The following is a 16,420-nucleotide window of genomic DNA, read 5'->3' on the forward strand; positions in this document are numbered from 1 at the left end:
AGGCATCCCATGGCAGGCACCAACAGCGAACGCGAACTTCTGGCCGAAGGCCCGGCGATCATTCTCGTCGAGCCGCAGCTTGGCGAAAACATCGGCATGGTGGCGCGCGCCATGGCGAATTTCGGGCTGGCGGAGCTTCGCCTGGTCAATCCGCGTGACGGCTGGCCATCGGAAAAGGCGCGATCGGCTGCGTCCAAGGCCGATCACGTGATCGAAGCCACCACGGTGTTCGACACGCTGGAGGATGCAATCGCCGACCTCAATTTCGTCTACGCGACGACGGCGCGCGAGCGCGACGGGTTCAAGCCCGTGCGTTCGCCGGTGACGGCCGCCACGACCTTGCGGGGGCGCTTTTCAGCGGGCGAACGCACCGGCATCCTCTTTGGACGCGAGCGCTGGGGGCTGACGAACGAGGAGGTGGCGCTGGCCGACGAAATCGTCACGTTTCCGGTCAATCCGGCGTTTGCATCGCTCAACATCGCCCAGGCGGTGCTGCTGATGTCCTATGAATGGATGAAGTCCGGCATGGACGACCTGGGAGACACGCCTTTTGGCGCCGTCGCGCAGCGCCCCGCGACGAAGGAGGAGCTGTTCGGGCTCTTCGGACAGGTGGAGGAGGCACTCGATGCGCGCGGCTATTTCCGTCCGGAACCCAAGAAGCCGCGGATGATCGAGAACCTGCGTGCCGTGCTGTCGCGTCGGGCCTTCACCGGCCAGGAGATCAGCGTGATGCGCGGTGTATTTGCCACATTCGACCGCTACAGCCGTAAAAACCCCCGGGGAAAAGCCCCACCCGAAACCTTCGACGACGAAAACGAGGGTTGAGCGGCCTTGACGGTCCTCAGCCGGGTCTATTCCATCCCAGGGTAAAATGGAGCCGCCACTGATGCTCGAACGCCTGCGTTTGAGAAACTTGCTTCTTGCCGGGGACCCCACGCTGATGCGGCTTCGCCTTGGCAGCCGCGTCGTCGTCAGCGTTTGCCTGTCGCTCGGGCTCATCTACCTGTTCTCCGCTCATCTGCACACGCTGCCGGTCGCCGCCTATGGGCTCGGCATCATCCTCTCGGTGCAGGGCATCCTGACGGTGCGGGAGACGTCCGGCCGTGCGCAGTTCCTGACCCGCGCCGCTGGCGTCCTCGCGGCCGGGCTTTCGGTGACGCTTGCCACGCTGCTGGAGGCCGATCGCCTGATGTCCGATCTTGCCTTTCTGGCCGTCATCTTCGTCGCCTGCGTCGCGCGTGCCTTCGGGCCGCGCTGGAACGCCGTCGGCATGTACGCCTTCATGGCCTATTTCATGGCCGCCTATTTCCATCCGTCCATTGCCGACGTCCCCTGGGCGATCGTTGGCATCGCGATTTCGGCAGGCGTTTCCCAGACGGTGCGCTTCGCCGTCATCCGTGAAAATCCGGTGGCCAGCATGCGCGGGGCGGTGAGGGCGACGCTGCATCGCTGCGAGGAAATTCTCGTCACGCTGGAAGAGGCATCGGCGCGCGGTGGAGAGTTGACCAAGGCCGACAGCGATACGCTGCGCATGCAGGCGCAGCGGCTGAAGGGCACAGTGCTGTCCGCCATAGGCGCGCTTGGCCCGGACGAGGGTGGAGAGAACGGCGATGTCGTCGATCTGCGGGTCGGGTTGATCGAGCTGCAGCTCGCAGCCGAAAGCGCGATCGTCGCGGCGCAGAAGGCGCTGCCGCCACGCGGCATACTGCGGGCTGCACTCAACAGGGACGGCGTCGAAACCGGCGACGGCAAAACCGAGCCTTCCGGCACCGAGGCGGAGCAGAGCGCGGCAACCATCGCATGGCTGGCGGATGCGCGCTCGAACGTGTTGCAGCAGGCGGCGAGGATCTCCGCCCTTGCACCGGCGTCGCCGGTCACCGGCGGTTCCGGCCCGGTGCGGCTTAACCTGAAGCATCCGGCTGTCCGGACGGCCATCCAGATCACGCTTGCGGCAGCCATCGCCATGGCGGCGGGACTGGCCCTGTCGCGCGAACGCTGGTTCTGGGCGGTGCTCTCCGCCTTTCTCGTGTTCATCAACACGCAGTCGCGTGGCGATACGGCGATGAAGGCGGTGCAGCGCGCAGTCGGCACACCGGTCGGCATCGTCGCCGGGCTCGTTCTCGCCTATGCCTTCGGCGCGCATCCGCTGATCATCGCCTTGCTGGCGCTCGCCAGCATCTTCCTCGCTTTCTACAATCTGCCGGTTTCCTACGGCCGGATGACCTTCTTCATCTCGATCGTGATCGCGCTGGCCTATGCGCTGATGGGCGTTCTGACCCTCGACCTGATGTGGCTGCGCGTCGAGGAGACGCTGATCGGCTCAATCGCGGGCATCCTGGTGTCGGCGACGGTCTTTCCGACGCGTACCCGGGCGACGCTCAACCAGGCGGAAGCGCGCTGGTATGCGGCATTGAAGTCCTTGCTGGAGGCGACGCGGTCTGAGGAGCGCGGTGGCGAGCTGATCGACCTGTCGCACCGGCTGGACGAGGCTTATGGCAACCTGGTGACGGCGGCCCGTCCGCTTGGCGCGCCGTGGCAGCTGGTGGTCCGGCCCGGCCATGTGCGCCAGACGCTCGGACTGCACCGCGCGGCGACCTATTGGGCACGGCTGTTCGCGCGCAACGTCTCGGTCGGCCATGTCGAGAAGGGCGCACCGCTTCTGGCGCTGATCGACGACCTGTTGCAGGAGATCGAAGGTCTGGCGGAGCGAAAGGCGGATTGTTTCTATCTTGAACGCCTTCGCACCGCCGCGCGCCTTGATGCTGCCAATTTCGACAGGCGGAAGATAAGCGACAGTCTCGGCATGCTGGAGGCGACGCTCACGCGCTTCTACCCCGATGCCGATGCTCCTTCCATGGCGGGGTGACGGGCGGCAATGGTTTTGAATGCGCAGAGTGATGGGGGCGACCGGCCGGTTCTGGTGTTCGATTCGGGGATCGGCGGGCTGACGGTCCTGCGCGAGGCGCGCGTGCTGATCCCGGAGCGCCGATTCGTCTATGTCGCCGACGACGCCGGTTTCCCATACGGAAACTGGGAAGAGGCGGCGCTGACGGAGCGCATTCTGACCCTGTTTGCCAATCTGATCGCGACCTATGATCCGGTTGCTTGCGTGATTGCCTGCAATACCGCCTTCACGCTGGCGGGCGCGGCGCTCAGGGCCGCATTTCCGGCCATGACCTTCGTCGGCACGGTGCCGGCGATCAAGCCGGCGGCCGAGCGGACGCGCTCCGGCCTCGTTTCCGTGCTGGCGACGCCGGGCACCGTGAAGCGCGCCTACACGCGCGACCTCATCCAGTCCTTCGCCAGTCAGTGTCATGTCCGGCTCGTCGGTTCGGTCAACCTGGCCGCCATGGCGGAGGCCTATATCCGCCGGGATCCCGTCGACAACGACGCCGTCCTGGCCGAGATCAGCCAGTGCTTCCTCGACAAGGACGGTCGTCGGACCGATATCGTCGTGCTCGCCTGCACCCATTATCCCTTCATGGCGAACGTGTTTCGCAAGCTCGCGCCCTGGCCGGTGGACTGGCTCGATCCGGCGGAGGCGATCGCGCGCCAGGTGCGCCGCGTGGTTCCGGAACTGGCGGCCGGCGGGGCAGGGGAAGCCAGGGACAGCGCCTATTTTACCTCCGGCAACCCAGATTTTTCGACCATTCGGCTGATGCAGGGCTTCGGCCTGAAAGTGGCGCCGGCTTGAGCGGCGCGCCACAGATCGCCACCGTTCCCGCGGATCTGGCGCTCGATCTGTCCCGGCTGGTCGAAGCAATGTCGGGTTTCGAAGGGCGCTGGTGGATCATCGGCAGTGCCGCCATGGCGCTGCATGGGGTAGAGGGCATCGATCCGAACGATATCGACATCCTTGTCAGCGCCGACGATGCGCGCCGTCTTTCGACGCTTTGGAATATCGAGCCTCTCGCGATGCCGCCGCATCCTCGGTTTCGTTCGGAGGTGTTCCTGCGAAAGCCGCTCGCTGCACGCGAAGCCGAAGTCATGGGCGGTTTCGAGGTGATGACCGTGGGTGGATGGACGCCTGTGGAGCCGCGCGACAGGATTGTCGTGTCCCACGCGGGCGGCATGCTTTACGTCCCCTCGATTGCCGAGATCATCGACATGTGCCGACAGTTCGGCCGTGAGAAAGATCTGGCCCGGCTGGCTCTTCTGGCCAGGCTGTCGCAATAGATCATGTGGCAGAAAAACCACAGGTTGAGCTCCTGCGCGTGATGCGGGAAAAAGTGGTTTGTGCAACGGCGGTCCTCATGTATCCTGCCACCATCCAACACCAACCTCAAAAGGAGGCGTAAGATGTTTCATGCTTTTTCTACGACACGCCTCGGTGTTGGCGCCTCGCGACGTGGCTTCTTCCCAGCCGGAATCGTCGTGGGCATTGTGGGTTATCTCACCCGCATGTGATCGCCTTACGGGGCACCCTCCTAAAACCTGAATGACGTTTCGCCACAGGGGACAATTGCGTCCTCATTTCCGGCGATCGGTCCAAAACTCCAACCTCAACAAGGGATCGGTCCGTCTAAAGTCGGGCCGGTGCAAAAGGTAACGTTATGGAACAGCAAACTGTTCGTGCGGACAGCCTCGCTTTCGCACTGGATGACATGTTCAACAAGCACGGCGTGTGGCAGATGCTCGCTGCATTCGCCAAGGCGCTGCATCGGCGTCGCCAGACCGTCGTCAAGCTGAGGGAGGCGCATCTTGACGATCGTCTCCGGCGCGACATCGGCCTGCCCGCCGAACCGCGCGGACCCACTCGTCTCAACGGGCACGTTCCGTTGAGCGTGTGGGATGTCAGGTGGTAACACCCATGCCCCGGGCCGCAGACGCGGTCCGGGGCTTTGTGTTCTCGCGGAGGAAGGCCTTCGGGCGTGCAAGTGCTGTGACGGCCGGCCGCCCGGCCATGGTTCAGTCGAACTGGTCTTCCATCTTCTGAAGCCTGTGGAAGGTTTCTTCCATCACTTCGGCCAGTTGCAGGCATTGCTCGATGGGCGTCGGCGACAACGTCCTGTCGATGACTTCCGTCTGAATCTTCAGCGCTTTCTCCGCTGTCTCGCGGCCGTGCTCTGTCAGGCTGAGGCGTAGCACCCGCTTGTCGCGCGGATCGCCCTTGCGCGCGATCAGGCCGCGCTTTTCCATCTGCGGCAGCAGCATGCTCATGTTGGAACGGCCGACGAGAAGCTTGCGGGCAAGTTCTTGCTGGGTCAGTCCGTCGTGCCGGTAGAGATTGGCGAGAATGTCGAGATGCGGCGGCTTGATGTCTAGGTCCGCCAGGGCGCGGGTGAGAACCTGTTGCATGAGCTGGCAGGCCCTTCCGACGGCGATCCAGCTGCGAAACCGTGGATGATCCCAGGGTAGGGATTGATTTTCGTTCATCGTTGTACTTTATTGTTCATAATTGAACATTAATTGGATATCTCAACTATGGCATCGTTTTCGCTGAAGGTCACCCGCCTGGCGCTGCATGCGACCGAAAAGGTTTCGCCGAGGCTGGCCGGACGGCTGGCCTTCGAGCTCTTCAGCCGTACCCCGGCGCGGCAGCCGAAGGGGGACCGGGCGAGGCAGGTATTCCAGGCGGGCGAGGCCCTGTTTTCGCCGGCGGAAAAGATCAGTTTCGTGGCGGGCCCGGACAGGGTGGCAGGCTACCGGTTCCGCGCTCATGCCGCGGACGCGCCGCGCGTGCTGGTCGTTCATGGCTGGGGATCGCGGGCGGAGTATATGGCGCCCCTGTCTGCGGCCATCGCAAAGCTGGGCTTCGAGGTGATCGTCCTCGATTTCCCCGGTCACGGCCGATCTTCGGGCAAGCGCTTCAACATGATGAAGGCGGTGCAGGCGATCGCCGCAGCGGCGGATCAATACGGTCCGTTCGACAGTGCCGTCGGTCATTCCTTCGGCGGCGCGGCGCTGATGGTGGCTGCCGGCGGCATCATTCCGTCCATCCCGCCGGTGATACCCGGACGGATCGTGACGATCGCCTCGCCGAGCGAGATGGCGGGCGTCTTCCGGCGGTTTGCCGGGATGACCGGCCTTTCCCGCAGGGGGCTCGGCCATATGATGGATCATGTGCGGCATGTGGTCGGCGTCGGCATCGAGGCTTTCGACATCGCCGCCGGCATGGACCGGCTGTCGATCCCGGTGCTGACGGTGCATGCCGAGGACGACAAGGAGGTCGCGGCTTCTCATGCGGTGCGCTATGCCAATAGCGGCGGCGACGTGCGGCTCTACTGGGCGAATGGCCTCGGGCATCGCCGGATCATCAGCGATGCTGGCGTCATTGCCGAGGTGTCGGCCTTCCTCAGCCATGCGCAAGACAGTGCTGTGGCGTAGCAGCGCATTTGCCTTGGCCGATCATTGTGATAGCAACGGATATCGCTCTGCAACCCGTCGGAGGCTCCATCACCGTGTCCACCATTACGTCGATCGAAGCGCTTGAGGCCATCTACGGCGGATTGTCGGGGCTTGCGGAGGCGTCCGTGGCGAAGGTCACATCGTATCTGACCACGGAATACCGCCAACTGATCGAAGCCTCGCCCTTCATGGCTCTGGCGACTGTCGGCCCGGAGGGGCTCGACTGTTCGCCGCGCGGCGAGCCGGATGGCGTGGTCACCATCGAAGACGACCGGACGCTTCTTCTGCCGGACTGGCGCGGCAACAACCGGATCGATTCGCTGCGCAACATCGTGCGCGATCCGCGCGTGTCGCTGATGTTCCTGATCCCCGGTTCGGCAACCGTCATGCGGGTCAACGGCCATGCCGTCATCACGACCGAACCTGCGGTCGTCGAACGCTTCGAGATCGATGGAAAGCGGCCACGGACGGTGGTGGTGATAACGATCGGTGAAGTCTATTTCCAGTGTGCCCGCGCTGTCATGCGGGCGGATCTGTGGAACCCGGAGCGGTTCCATGACGTGAGCGCTTTGCCAAGCGCAGGGGCGATGATCAAGGCGGCAAAGGCTGGTTTCGACAAGGATAGCTACGACCGCGAATGGCCGGAGCGCGCCCGCAAGACCATGTGGTAACGCGGCCACTCTCAAGCGCAGCCGGATACTGGGGCTCCAAACGCAAGAAGCGCCCGCGAGGGGCGCTTCCAATCTCGGTGTTCTGTGCTGCTGCTACCGCTTGTAGATCAGCCAGCCCTTCTGGAATTCCTTCTTCATGCCGTCCTCGAAGTGAGCCGACTTGTTGCGGCCGGCATTCTTGGCGCAGTAAAGCGCGATATCGCACTTGTTGTAGAGATCGCCCGGATCGTCCGCCTGGGCGGCAAGGCAGGAGCCCAGCGACATGGTGATCGGGCCGTAATTCACACCCGTCTTGGAATTCTTGAACGGTGTGCGTTCGAGCGACATGCGGATGCGCTCGCAGATGTTGACCAGCTCTTCTTCGCTCGTCCCGTCAATGATCAGGGCGAATTCCTCGCCGCCGGTGCGGGCGACGAAGACGTCGCGGCGGAGGTTCGCCTTGATGACGTTGGCGACGGTCGCCAGGATCTTGTCGCCGACCGGGTGGCCATAGGTGTCGTTGACACGCTTGAAATGATCGATGTCGGCGATGACGAGGCCGACATTGCTGCGGCCCAGCGGGCTGTTGTAGATCGAGGCCAGCTTTTCGTCGAAGGCTCGCCGGTTGCTCAGGCGGGTCAGCGAATCGGTGTTGGCGATGCGCTTGTATTCGTCGAGTTCCTGGCGGACCTGATCCATCTCCTGGGACTTTACAGCGACGCTCTCCACCGTCTTGGCGCCGTGGGCCATCGTGTTGCCGGTTGCGTCGCTCAGAAGCTGTATGGCGTTGCGCAGCAGGTCGGCGCTCGAGGTGTTCTTGGTCGAGATGCGGCTGTAGGTCTCGCCGAGCAGCTTGCTGTAGCTTTCGAGCGAGGTCTGCTCCTGCTTCAGGAGGCGCATTACCGAATCCAGCTCTCCGAGAATGCGGTTGTGGGCACTGTCGACGACACGCGGCTGATGGGTGGCGAAGTAGCGCTCGCCGATGGAATCGAGTTCCGCCTGGGTCGCCTTGCCGCCGAGGCTCGCGAGTTCCTTCGTCAGAGTCGGATTGGAGCCGATATAGGCTTCGTAGAAGAGTTCGTAGTTCCTGGGAATGGGCGCGACGCCCATTGTCCGCATGGCGTAGGTGACTTGCCCCGCGATATCAGGCACTTGCGCCTTAGAGGCTGGTAGGCCACTCATGACAGGCTCCGAAGAAAGAATTCAGCTATGCAATTATTGGTGCAGCATAGGCAGGAATTCTTTGGAAAGGATTAAATCAGCAATATGTGATCTATTGCTTATAGACGTTCCTGTGCGTCAACCGATTATATGCTTAAAAATAAACAATTGATCTGAAACGATTTTATTCGTTGTTCCGAAAAGGGCGCGGCGACCGTGTCCTCGGTCGCCGCGATCATTTTTGGGTTTTATACTAACCGAGGTTCAGTTCCTGGAAGAAGTCGTTGCCCTTGTCGTCGATGACGATGAAGGCGGGGAAGTCTTCCACTTCGATCTTCCAGACCGCTTCCATGCCGAGTTCCGGATACTCCAGAACGTCCACCTTCCTGATGCAGTCCTGGGCAAGGCGCGCGGCCGGCCCGCCGATCGAGCCGAGATAGAAGCCGCCATGCGTCTTGCAGGCTTCGCGCACCTGGCGCGAGCGATTGCCCTTGGCGAGCATGACCATGGAGCCGCCAAACGACTGGAACTGGTCGACGTAAGAGTCCATGCGGCCTGCCGTTGTCGGTCCGAACGAGCCGGACGGCATGCCTTCAGGCGTCTTGGCCGGGCCGGCATAGTAGACCGGGTGGTTCTTCATGTACTCCGGCATGCCTTCGCCCTTTTCCAGGCGCTCGCGGATCTTCGAATGGGCCAGGTCGCGGGCGACGATGATCGTGCCGGACAGCGACAGCCGCGTCTTGACCGGATGCTTTGACAGCTCGGCAAGGATGGCGCTCATCGGCTGGTTCAGGTCGATCTTCACCACCGAGGAGGAGAGGGCGGCTTCGTCTACCTCCGGCATGTATTTCGACGGATCGGTTTCCAGCGCCTCGAGGAAGATGCCGTCCCGGGTGATCTTGCCCTTGGCCTGGCGGTCGGCGGAACAGGAGACCCCGAGCCCGATCGGCAGCGATGCCCCGTGACGCGGCAGGCGGATGACGCGGACGTCATGACAGAAATACTTGCCGCCGAACTGGGCGCCGACGCCCATCTGCTGGGTGAGCTTGTGGATTTCCTTCTCCATCTCGACGTCGCGGAATGCGTGGCCGCTCTCCGAACCTTCCATCGGCAGATTGTCGAGATACTTGGTGGAGGCGAGCTTCACCGTCTTCAGGTTCATCTCGGCCGACGTACCGCCAATGACGATCGCCAGATGGTAGGGGGGACAGGCTGCCGTTCCTAGCGTGAGGATCTTCTCCTTAAGGAAGTCTATCATCCGGTCATGGGTGAGCAGCGAGGGCGTTCCCTGGTAGAGAAAGGTCTTGTTGGCCGAGCCGCCGCCCTTGGCGACAAACAGAAAGTCGTAAGCGTCGGTGCCTTCCTCGTAGATGTCGATCTGTGCCGGCAGGTTGTTCTTGGTGTTCTTCTCCTCGAACATCTTGATCGGCGCGAGCTGGGAGTAGCGCAGGTTCTTGTGCTCGTAGGCGTCGAGCACACCCTTGGCGAGCGCCGAATAGTCGCCGCCTTCGGTCCACACGCGACGGCCTTTCTTGCCCATGATGATGGCGGTGCCGGTATCCTGGCACATGGGCAGGACGCCGCCGGCGGCGATATTGGCGTTCTTCAGCAGGTCGTAGGCGACGAAACGGTCATTGTCGGTGGCTTCCGGATCCTCGAGGATCGAGGCAAGCTGCTTGAGATGCGCCGGGCGCAGCAGGTGGTTGATGTCGGCGAAAGCGGCCTCGGCGAGCAGCCGCATGCCCTCGGGTTCGACCGTCAGGATATCCTGACCCTTGAAGGTGTCGACCGAAACATAGTCGGAGGAGAGCTTGCGGTAAGGGGTTTCGTCCTTGCCAAGCGGAAAAAGGTCGTCAGCCATATGCAATGCCTTTCAAGCCGAGAAAGCGGAAAAAATCCCGCTTTCTCTATGCGCTGCATCGCGCAAATGCAATTGTTTCGAACGCGGGATCGTCCGAGCGTGGGGCGGGCGAGAGTAAGACGGGTGCCAACAAATATTGTTAGTTCTTGTTAGTTCGACTATCATCATCCTCATGAAGAACGAACCAATGAAAACCCTCACCATCTCTCTTTCGGCGCAGCAGATACTGCGGCTGCAGGGCGCGGTGAAATCCGGCGCCTATGCCTCCAATAGTGAGGTCGTCCGCGATGCCCTCAGGCTTTGGGAGGAGCGGGAGGAGCGGCGTCAAGCAAGCCTGGAGGCGTTGCGCGCCGAAATTCGGACTGGGATCGAGAGCGGGCCTGCCATTCCTGCCGATGAGGTGTTCGCAAGGCTTGAGGCCAAATACGGCGGAAGCGGCGGCGACCGGTAATGCTGGTCTCCTTTGCTCCGGCGGCCGTCCAGGATGTCGAGGAGGTTGGCGACTACATTTACGCGGAAAACCCAACTGCGGCGATACGATTCATCACGGAGCTGCGAATGCGATGTGAGCGTATTGCCGACGCACCGGAGGCAGGCAGACCGCGTCCCGAACTGTCGTCGGAATTGCGGTCTGTTCCTTTTCGCCGATACCTCATTTTCTATTCTTTGACGAAAGATGCCGTTCGCATCGAGCGTGTTCTCCACGGTTCTCGCGACATCTATGCTATTTTCGACGATGTCTGAACCCGTCCCTCACTTCGGCCCGATCATCAGCTCCGGCCGGACGATGGCGTCGTAGTCTTCCGCCGAGACCAGTCCGCTTGCCAGCGCCTCCTCCTTCAGCGTCGTGCCGTTCTTGTGCGCCGTCTTGGCGATCTTGGCGGCGTTGTCGTAGCCGATCTTCGGGGCGAGTGCGGTGACCAGCATCAGCGAGCGTTCGAGCCCGGCCTTGATGTTGTCCTCGCGCGCCTCGATGCCGGTGACGCAATTGTCGGTGAACGAGACGGCGGCATCGGCCAGAAGCTGGACCGACTGCAGGAAGTTGTAGGCCATCATCGGATTGAAGACGTTCAGCTCGAAATGGCCCTGGCTGCCGGCGAAGGTCAGCGCGGCGTTGTTGCCGAAGATGTGGGCGCAGACCTGCGTCATCGCTTCGCACTGGGTCGGGTTGACCTTGCCCGGCATGATCGACGAACCCGGCTCGTTTTCCGGCAGGGCCAGTTCGCCGAGACCGGAGCGCGGGCCGGAGCCGAGGAAACGGATGTCGTTGGCGATCTTGAAGCAGGCGGCAGCCGCCGCGTTGATCGCTCCGTGCGCGAAAACCATGGCGTCGTGGGCGGCCAGCGCTTCGAACTTGTTGGGTGCGGTGACGAAGGGCAGGCCGGTGATCTTGGCGATGTGGTCGGCAACCTTCTCGGCGAAACCGACCGGTGCATTCAGCCCGGTGCCGACGGCGGTGCCGCCCTGGGCGAGTTCGTAGAGGCCGGGAAGCGTCACCTTGATCCGCTTGATCGACGAGGCGACCTGGGCCGCGTAGCCGGAGAACTCCTGGCCAAGGGTGAGGGGGGTGGCATCCTGCGTGTGGGTGCGGCCGATCTTGATGATATCGGTGAAGGCCTTGGCTTTCGCGTCGAGCGCGTCGTGCAGGTGCTGCAGCGCCGGGATGAGATGGCGGACCGTTTCCTCGGCGCAGGCGATATGCATGGCCGTCGGATAGGTGTCGTTCGACGACTGGCTCATATTGACATGGTCGTTCGGGTGGATCGGCTTCTTCGAACCCATCTCGCCGCCCAGCATTTCGATCGCCCGGTTGGAGATGACCTCGTTGGCGTTCATGTTGGATTGCGTGCCCGATCCCGTCTGCCAGACGACGAGCGGAAAGTGGTCATCGAGCTTGCCGTCGATCACTTCCTGTGCCGCCGTGACAATCACCTTGCCCAGATCCTTGTCGAGCTGGCCCAGTTCCATGTTGGTGAGTGCCGCCGCCTGCTTGACCACGCCGAGCGCCCGGACGATGGCCGGCGGCTGCTTCTCCCAGCCGATCCTGAAATTGCCGCGCGAGCGCTCGGCCTGGGCACCCCAGTAGCGGCTCGCGTCAACCTCGATCGGTCCAAAGGTGTCGGTTTCCGTCCTGGTGGTCTTGTCCGTGCTCATAGCTGACTCTCCGTGTCATGTTTTGTGGGAACATATAGGGCAGGCTGCCGAATATTGGAATTGCCACATTGGAAATCGTCGGGCGTTTTGTCTGGGTAGGGTCGGCGTACGAAGTCGCCCTGTCATCAAAATTTCATTTGAAGTTCTCATAATTTCGTGATTTCTGGAAATATGGAAATAAACAAGGCGCTCGTCGCGCTATCGGCGCTCGGTCATGAACAAAGGCTCGGAATCTTCCGTCTGTTGGTCACAGTCGGCGGTAGCGGGCTGGTCGCGGGCGATATTGCGAAGCGGCTGCAGGTGTTGCCGAATACGTTGTCGGCCAACTTGTCGGTGCTGATGCAGGCCGGGCTGATCGCTAGCGAGCGGCAAGGGCGGTATATTCGCTATCGGGCGGACATGGAGACGATGGCAGGCCTGGTTTCATTTCTGCTCGAGGATTGCTGCGGCGGGGACAGCAATCTTTGCGCACCAGTGTTCGATCAGTTGAAAGCATGCGGTTGCTGAGGAGAGAGGCCCATGGGGAAGATCTACAATGTCCTGTTTCTGTGCACCGGAAATTCGGCGCGCTCGATTATCGCTGAGGCCTGCATGAACCGCGCAGGGGCGGGCAAGTTCATCGGCTATTCGGCCGGTTCCTACCCCAAGGGCGAAGTCAATCCCCATGCCGTCGAGCTTTTGAGGTCGCTGCACTACGATGTCTCCGGTCTCCGGTCCAAGAGCTGGGACGAGTTTGCCGGACCGGATGCGCCCCAGATGGATTTCGTCTTCACGGTTTGCGATAATGCGAAGGGAGAAAGTTGTCCGGTCTGGCCCGGACAGCCGATGACCGCGCACTGGGGCGTACCCGACCCCGCCGCGGTCGAGGGCAACGACAGTCAGAAGGGGCTGGCATTCGCGGAGACATACCGCATGCTGAACAATCGAATTTCGATTTTCGTCAATCTGCCCCTTGCGGATCTGGACCGTCTGTCCCTGCAGAAGCACATAGATTCTATTGGCAGTCAGGAAGCCGTACATTGAGCGTCGGTATTCTCCACACGGATAATTCGGTACGGGATCGCCGCGCCGCGTTCAGGGAGGCATATGGGTTTCGTGTGCTGTCGGCCGTTAGCGTGAACGTGACTTTGCTGAAGGCCGAACGCGTCATGATTGGCGGTATGTCTGACGCGAATGGAAATGTGTGGACATTCGGTTGATGATTTCTCGTAACTTCGTCGCCGAGTTTCTTGGTACCGCATTTCTGCTGGCGACCGTCGTCGGGTCGGGGATCATGGCGGAGGCGCTGGCCGGCGGTAACGTTGCCGTCGCGCTTCTCGGCAACACGATCCCGACGGGCGCAATCCTGTTCGTGCTGATCACGGTGTTCGGTCCGGTCTCGGGCGCGCATTTCAATCCCGCGGTTACTCTGGTCTTCTGTCTTCGGAGGGATATCCGCCTCGATCTGGCGCTCGGCTATGTCGTGATGCAGGTGCTTGGCGCCATCGCCGGCGTCTGGGCGGCGCACATGATGTTCGGGCTCGATCTACTGCAGCATTCGGACAAGATCAGAAGCGGGCCGGGCCAATGGCTGGCCGAGGGGGTTGCCACCTTCGGGCTGGTCACCGTCATCCTCGGAGCGCTGAAATCCAGACCCCAGGCGGTGCCGGCCTGCGTCGGGCTCTATATAACGGCCGCCTACTGGTTCACCGCGTCGACGTCCTTCGCCAATCCGGCGGTGACCATTGCGCGTGCCTTCTCGCACACATTCGCGGGCATTCGGCCCGCCGACGCGCCAGCCTTCATCGCCGCGCAGCTTGCTTCGGCGGCCGTGGCATTCCTGTTCTGCCGGTGGTTTTTGGCCGAGCCGAAGTCGGAAATCTGAGCGGCTCACCGCCTCTGCCCCCAATTGTTCGCTTTATGATCGTGCCATTTTTGACACGGCGTTTCGCTTTGCAGGCCCGCGGCCGACAGCAGCGCGAAATGGGCGGGGTAGGGGCTTGAGGTATTCATAAAAAATTAAGATGTATTTTCATAAAATTAACTAAGAAATCGGGATGGAGTGCAGACATTTCACGGAATTGTGACAGGTCAAACAACGGTCACGGTTTTGCCAATTTCTTTTCAATTTAAGTCTTATCGGCTAAACAGGACAAAGGGAGTCCTGGCTGATTTGCGGCCGATGGGCGTTACGGTCTGCTTGGGCAGCGGTAGACCGGGAAATCATCGCAGAATGCCAATGAAACGGTGCCGCTCCGCTTTCGACGAAGGCTAGAGGCCGGCACCAAAACTGGACTGAATTACGGGAACTGGAAACACGTATGACCCTTTCTAAACATGCATCCGCGTCAATGTTGGCAATCATGCTCGGCTGCGCGGCGGCGGCAGGCGTAGCGGCGCCGGCACATGCTCTCACGCTGATGGACATCATCCGCGGTCGGACGAGCGAACGTGACCGCAGTGTTCTCACTCCCCCTCCCGGCCAGTCCCAGTCCCGCAACCTGATCAGCGCCGATGATTACGATCCGACGCCGACGGTATCCTCGCCGCGCTACTACACCTACAAGCCGGAAGCGATGCGGCTGGTGAAGATCGCGGTCAAGGCCGAGAACGCCACCGACGAAATCACCACCGGTTCGGTCAACGAAGACGGTTCCAGCGTCGTCAAGGTGTCGACCGATGCGGGGGCGAACCAGCGCCAGTCGCTGGCCGATGCGCGCGTGCGGGCCACCAACGATATCGCTGCCGCCGTTGAAGCCTATTACAGCGGCGGCCAGCCGTTGATCTGGGTCTCCGGCATGACGGTGACGGACAAGGCAAAGGCCGCCGTTGCCAAGCTCGAGGAAGCAGCATCCGTTGGCCTCGACCCGTCCGATTATTCGGTCAAGGTGCCGTCCGACAGCTATGACGCCGCCGATCCGGTCGCGCGCAACCATGAGCTCATGCAGTTCGAACTGGAGCTGTCGACGAAGGTGCTTGCCTATGTGCAGGACGACATTCGCGGTCGCGTCGATCCCAACAAGATTTCCGGCTATCACGACTTCAAGCTGAAGACCGTAAACCTGAAGGCCATCCTGCCGATTCTGTCGCTGTCGACCGATGTTGCGAGCTATCTCGACAAGCGCCAGCCGACCGAAAAGCATTTCCAGGCACTGAAGGCTGAACTGGCGCGTCTGCAGGCGGAAGCCAAGGACCAGGACCAGATCGTGATCGCGCCCGGCACCTTCATCAAGCCCGGCATGAGCGATCCGGAACTCGCCAACGTCGTTGCCGCGATCCGCAAGCACGGTACCGAGGAGCTGAAGACCAGCTTTGCGCCGGTACTGGCAAGCTACCAGGGGACCCCGGACTACACGCCGGAACTGGTCGACCTCGTCAAGGGCTTCCAGAAGGAAGCGGGCCTTGGCCCTGACGGCATCATCGGCAAGAACACGATCAACGCGATGGTCGGCGAAACCAACCAGGCGAAGATCAACAAGATAGTTGCCGCCATGGAGCGTTCCCGCTGGCTGCCGAACAATCTCGGTCCTCGCTACGTCTTCATCAACCAGCCCGCCTACAAGGCCTATTACATCAATGGTGGCCAGGAGCAGCTGTCTATGAAGGTCGTGGTCGGCCAGCCGAACCACCAGACCTACTTCTTCCAGGACGAGATCCAGACGGTTGAGTTCAATCCGTACTGGGGCGTGCCGCAGTCGATCATCATCAACGAGATGCTGCCGAAGCTGCGCCGCGATCCGAGCTATCTCGACCGCAACGGCTACGAAGTCAGCTATAACGGCCGCAAGGTGTCGTCCTCGGCAATCGACTGGAGCCGCGCGCCGCGCGTTGACGTGCGCCAGCTGCCGGGCAGCAGCAATGCGCTGGGTGACCTGAAGATCCTGTTCCCGAACGCGCATGCGATCTACATGCACGACACGCCGGCCAAGAGCTTCTTCCAGCGCGACGTGCGCGCCCTCAGCCATGGTTGCGTGCGCCTTGCCGAACCGCGCCAGATGGCGGCGGCGGTACTCGGTGAGAACGTCGATTACGTGAACCAGGAAATTGCCAGCGGCCAGAACCGCGCCGTGCCGTTGCCGCAGAAGTTCCCGGTCTACGTTTCCTATTTCACCGCCTGGCCGAACAAGGACGGCGTCGTGGAATATTTCGACGATGTCTACAGCCGCGACATGTATCTCGATCGCGCCTTCAAGGCGACGAGCGACGTCCGCGCAAACAGCTGAGCGGGAAGCGGAAATTTTCGCACAGAAAAGGCGGCTCTCGGGCC

The 16,420-nt window shown here is 61.8% G+C and carries 17 protein-coding genes; 13 read left to right on the plus strand and 4 right to left on the minus strand.

Annotation, left to right across the window (positions count from 1 at the left end):
* Window positions 1–9 precede the first annotated feature (9 nt).
* The 5 genes from ACU5AZ_RS19280 (at window position 10) to ACU5AZ_RS19300 (ending at window position 4,805) form a co-directional block, all read left to right on the plus strand.
* Window positions 10–825 carry an RNA methyltransferase gene (locus ACU5AZ_RS19280; RefSeq protein WP_446823929.1) on the plus strand — a complete coding sequence of 272 codons (816 nt, stop codon included), beginning with the start codon at window positions 10–12 and terminating at the stop codon, window positions 823–825.
* A 61-nt stretch (window positions 826–886) separates the two neighbouring features.
* Window positions 887–2,866 carry an FUSC family protein gene (locus ACU5AZ_RS19285; RefSeq protein ID WP_446823930.1) on the plus strand — a complete coding sequence of 660 codons (1,980 nt, stop codon included), beginning with the start codon at window positions 887–889 and terminating at the stop codon, window positions 2,864–2,866.
* A 9-nt stretch (window positions 2,867–2,875) separates the two neighbouring features.
* Window positions 2,876–3,694, plus strand: coding sequence for a glutamate racemase (gene murI, locus ACU5AZ_RS19290; RefSeq protein WP_446823931.1), 819 nt, complete (start codon window positions 2,876–2,878; stop codon window positions 3,692–3,694).
* The gene (locus ACU5AZ_RS19295; RefSeq protein ID WP_446823932.1) at window positions 3,691–4,176 is read left to right on the plus strand and encodes a hypothetical protein; all 486 of its coding nucleotides are present in this window, start codon (window positions 3,691–3,693) and stop codon (window positions 4,174–4,176) included. The genes murI and ACU5AZ_RS19295 overlap by 4 nt, the downstream gene beginning before the upstream one ends.
* A gap of 377 nt (window positions 4,177–4,553) precedes the next feature.
* Window positions 4,554–4,805, plus strand: a complete 252-nt coding sequence (locus tag ACU5AZ_RS19300) for a DUF1127 domain-containing protein (RefSeq protein ID WP_446823933.1) — start codon at window positions 4,554–4,556, stop codon at window positions 4,803–4,805.
* A 103-nt stretch (window positions 4,806–4,908) separates the two neighbouring features.
* Here ACU5AZ_RS19300 and ACU5AZ_RS19305 read toward each other — a convergent pair whose 3' ends face one another.
* Window positions 4,909–5,376 carry a MarR family winged helix-turn-helix transcriptional regulator gene (locus ACU5AZ_RS19305; RefSeq protein WP_446823934.1) on the minus strand — a complete coding sequence of 156 codons (468 nt, stop codon included), beginning with the start codon at window positions 5,374–5,376 and terminating at the stop codon, window positions 4,909–4,911.
* A gap of 48 nt (window positions 5,377–5,424) precedes the next feature.
* On the opposite strand from ACU5AZ_RS19305, the gene ACU5AZ_RS19310 reads away from it, so the two are divergent.
* Entirely contained in the window at window positions 5,425–6,327 is a 903-nt protein-coding gene (locus tag ACU5AZ_RS19310; RefSeq protein WP_446823935.1) for an alpha/beta hydrolase, read from the plus strand.
* Between the two features lie 74 nt (window positions 6,328–6,401).
* Window positions 6,402–7,019: a pyridoxamine 5'-phosphate oxidase family protein gene (locus ACU5AZ_RS19315; protein WP_446823936.1), complete on the plus strand. Its 618-nt coding sequence runs from the start codon at window positions 6,402–6,404 to the stop codon at window positions 7,017–7,019.
* Window positions 7,020–7,112: 93 nt separating this feature from the next.
* Here the strand turns inward: ACU5AZ_RS19315 and ACU5AZ_RS19320 are convergent, their stop codons facing one another.
* Window positions 7,113–8,180 (minus strand): GGDEF domain-containing protein, encoded by a 1,068-nt coding sequence (locus ACU5AZ_RS19320; protein WP_446823937.1) that lies wholly within the window; start codon window positions 8,178–8,180, stop codon window positions 7,113–7,115.
* A gap of 232 nt (window positions 8,181–8,412) precedes the next feature.
* Entirely contained in the window at window positions 8,413–10,020 is a 1,608-nt protein-coding gene (locus ACU5AZ_RS19325) for a fumarate hydratase (protein WP_446823938.1), read from the minus strand.
* Window positions 10,021–10,207: 187 nt separating this feature from the next.
* Here ACU5AZ_RS19325 and ACU5AZ_RS19330 point away from each other — a divergent pair, with 187 nt between their 5' ends.
* Together ACU5AZ_RS19330 and ACU5AZ_RS19335 are read left to right on the plus strand one after the other, a co-directional pair.
* A complete protein-coding gene (locus ACU5AZ_RS19330; protein WP_446823939.1) occupies window positions 10,208–10,471 on the plus strand; it encodes a type II toxin-antitoxin system ParD family antitoxin in 264 nt (87 codons plus the stop codon).
* Window positions 10,471–10,764, plus strand: coding sequence for a type II toxin-antitoxin system RelE/ParE family toxin (locus ACU5AZ_RS19335; RefSeq protein ID WP_446823940.1), 294 nt, complete (start codon window positions 10,471–10,473; stop codon window positions 10,762–10,764). The genes ACU5AZ_RS19330 and ACU5AZ_RS19335 overlap by 1 nt, the downstream gene beginning before the upstream one ends.
* Window positions 10,765–10,773: 9 nt before the next feature.
* Here ACU5AZ_RS19335 and fumC read toward each other — a convergent pair whose 3' ends face one another.
* A complete protein-coding gene (gene fumC / locus ACU5AZ_RS19340) occupies window positions 10,774–12,174 on the minus strand; it encodes a class II fumarate hydratase (protein ID WP_446823941.1) in 1,401 nt (466 codons plus the stop codon).
* A gap of 171 nt (window positions 12,175–12,345) precedes the next feature.
* Here fumC and ACU5AZ_RS19345 point away from each other — a divergent pair, with 171 nt between their 5' ends.
* From ACU5AZ_RS19345 to ACU5AZ_RS19360, 4 genes are all read left to right on the plus strand, one after another.
* A complete protein-coding gene (locus ACU5AZ_RS19345; protein WP_446823942.1) occupies window positions 12,346–12,681 on the plus strand; it encodes an ArsR/SmtB family transcription factor in 336 nt (111 codons plus the stop codon).
* A gap of 12 nt (window positions 12,682–12,693) precedes the next feature.
* Window positions 12,694–13,197, plus strand: coding sequence for an arsenate reductase ArsC (locus ACU5AZ_RS19350; protein WP_446823943.1), 504 nt, complete (start codon window positions 12,694–12,696; stop codon window positions 13,195–13,197).
* Between the two features lie 175 nt (window positions 13,198–13,372).
* Window positions 13,373–14,038 (plus strand): aquaporin, encoded by a 666-nt coding sequence (locus tag ACU5AZ_RS19355; RefSeq protein WP_446823944.1) that lies wholly within the window; start codon window positions 13,373–13,375, stop codon window positions 14,036–14,038.
* Between the two features lie 436 nt (window positions 14,039–14,474).
* A complete protein-coding gene (locus ACU5AZ_RS19360) occupies window positions 14,475–16,376 on the plus strand; it encodes a L,D-transpeptidase family protein (RefSeq protein ID WP_446823945.1) in 1,902 nt (633 codons plus the stop codon).
* The last annotated feature ends 44 nt before the right edge of the window (window positions 16,377–16,420 follow it).

The sequence above is a fragment of the Rhizobium sp. PAMB 3182 genome (genome assembly GCF_052908355.1).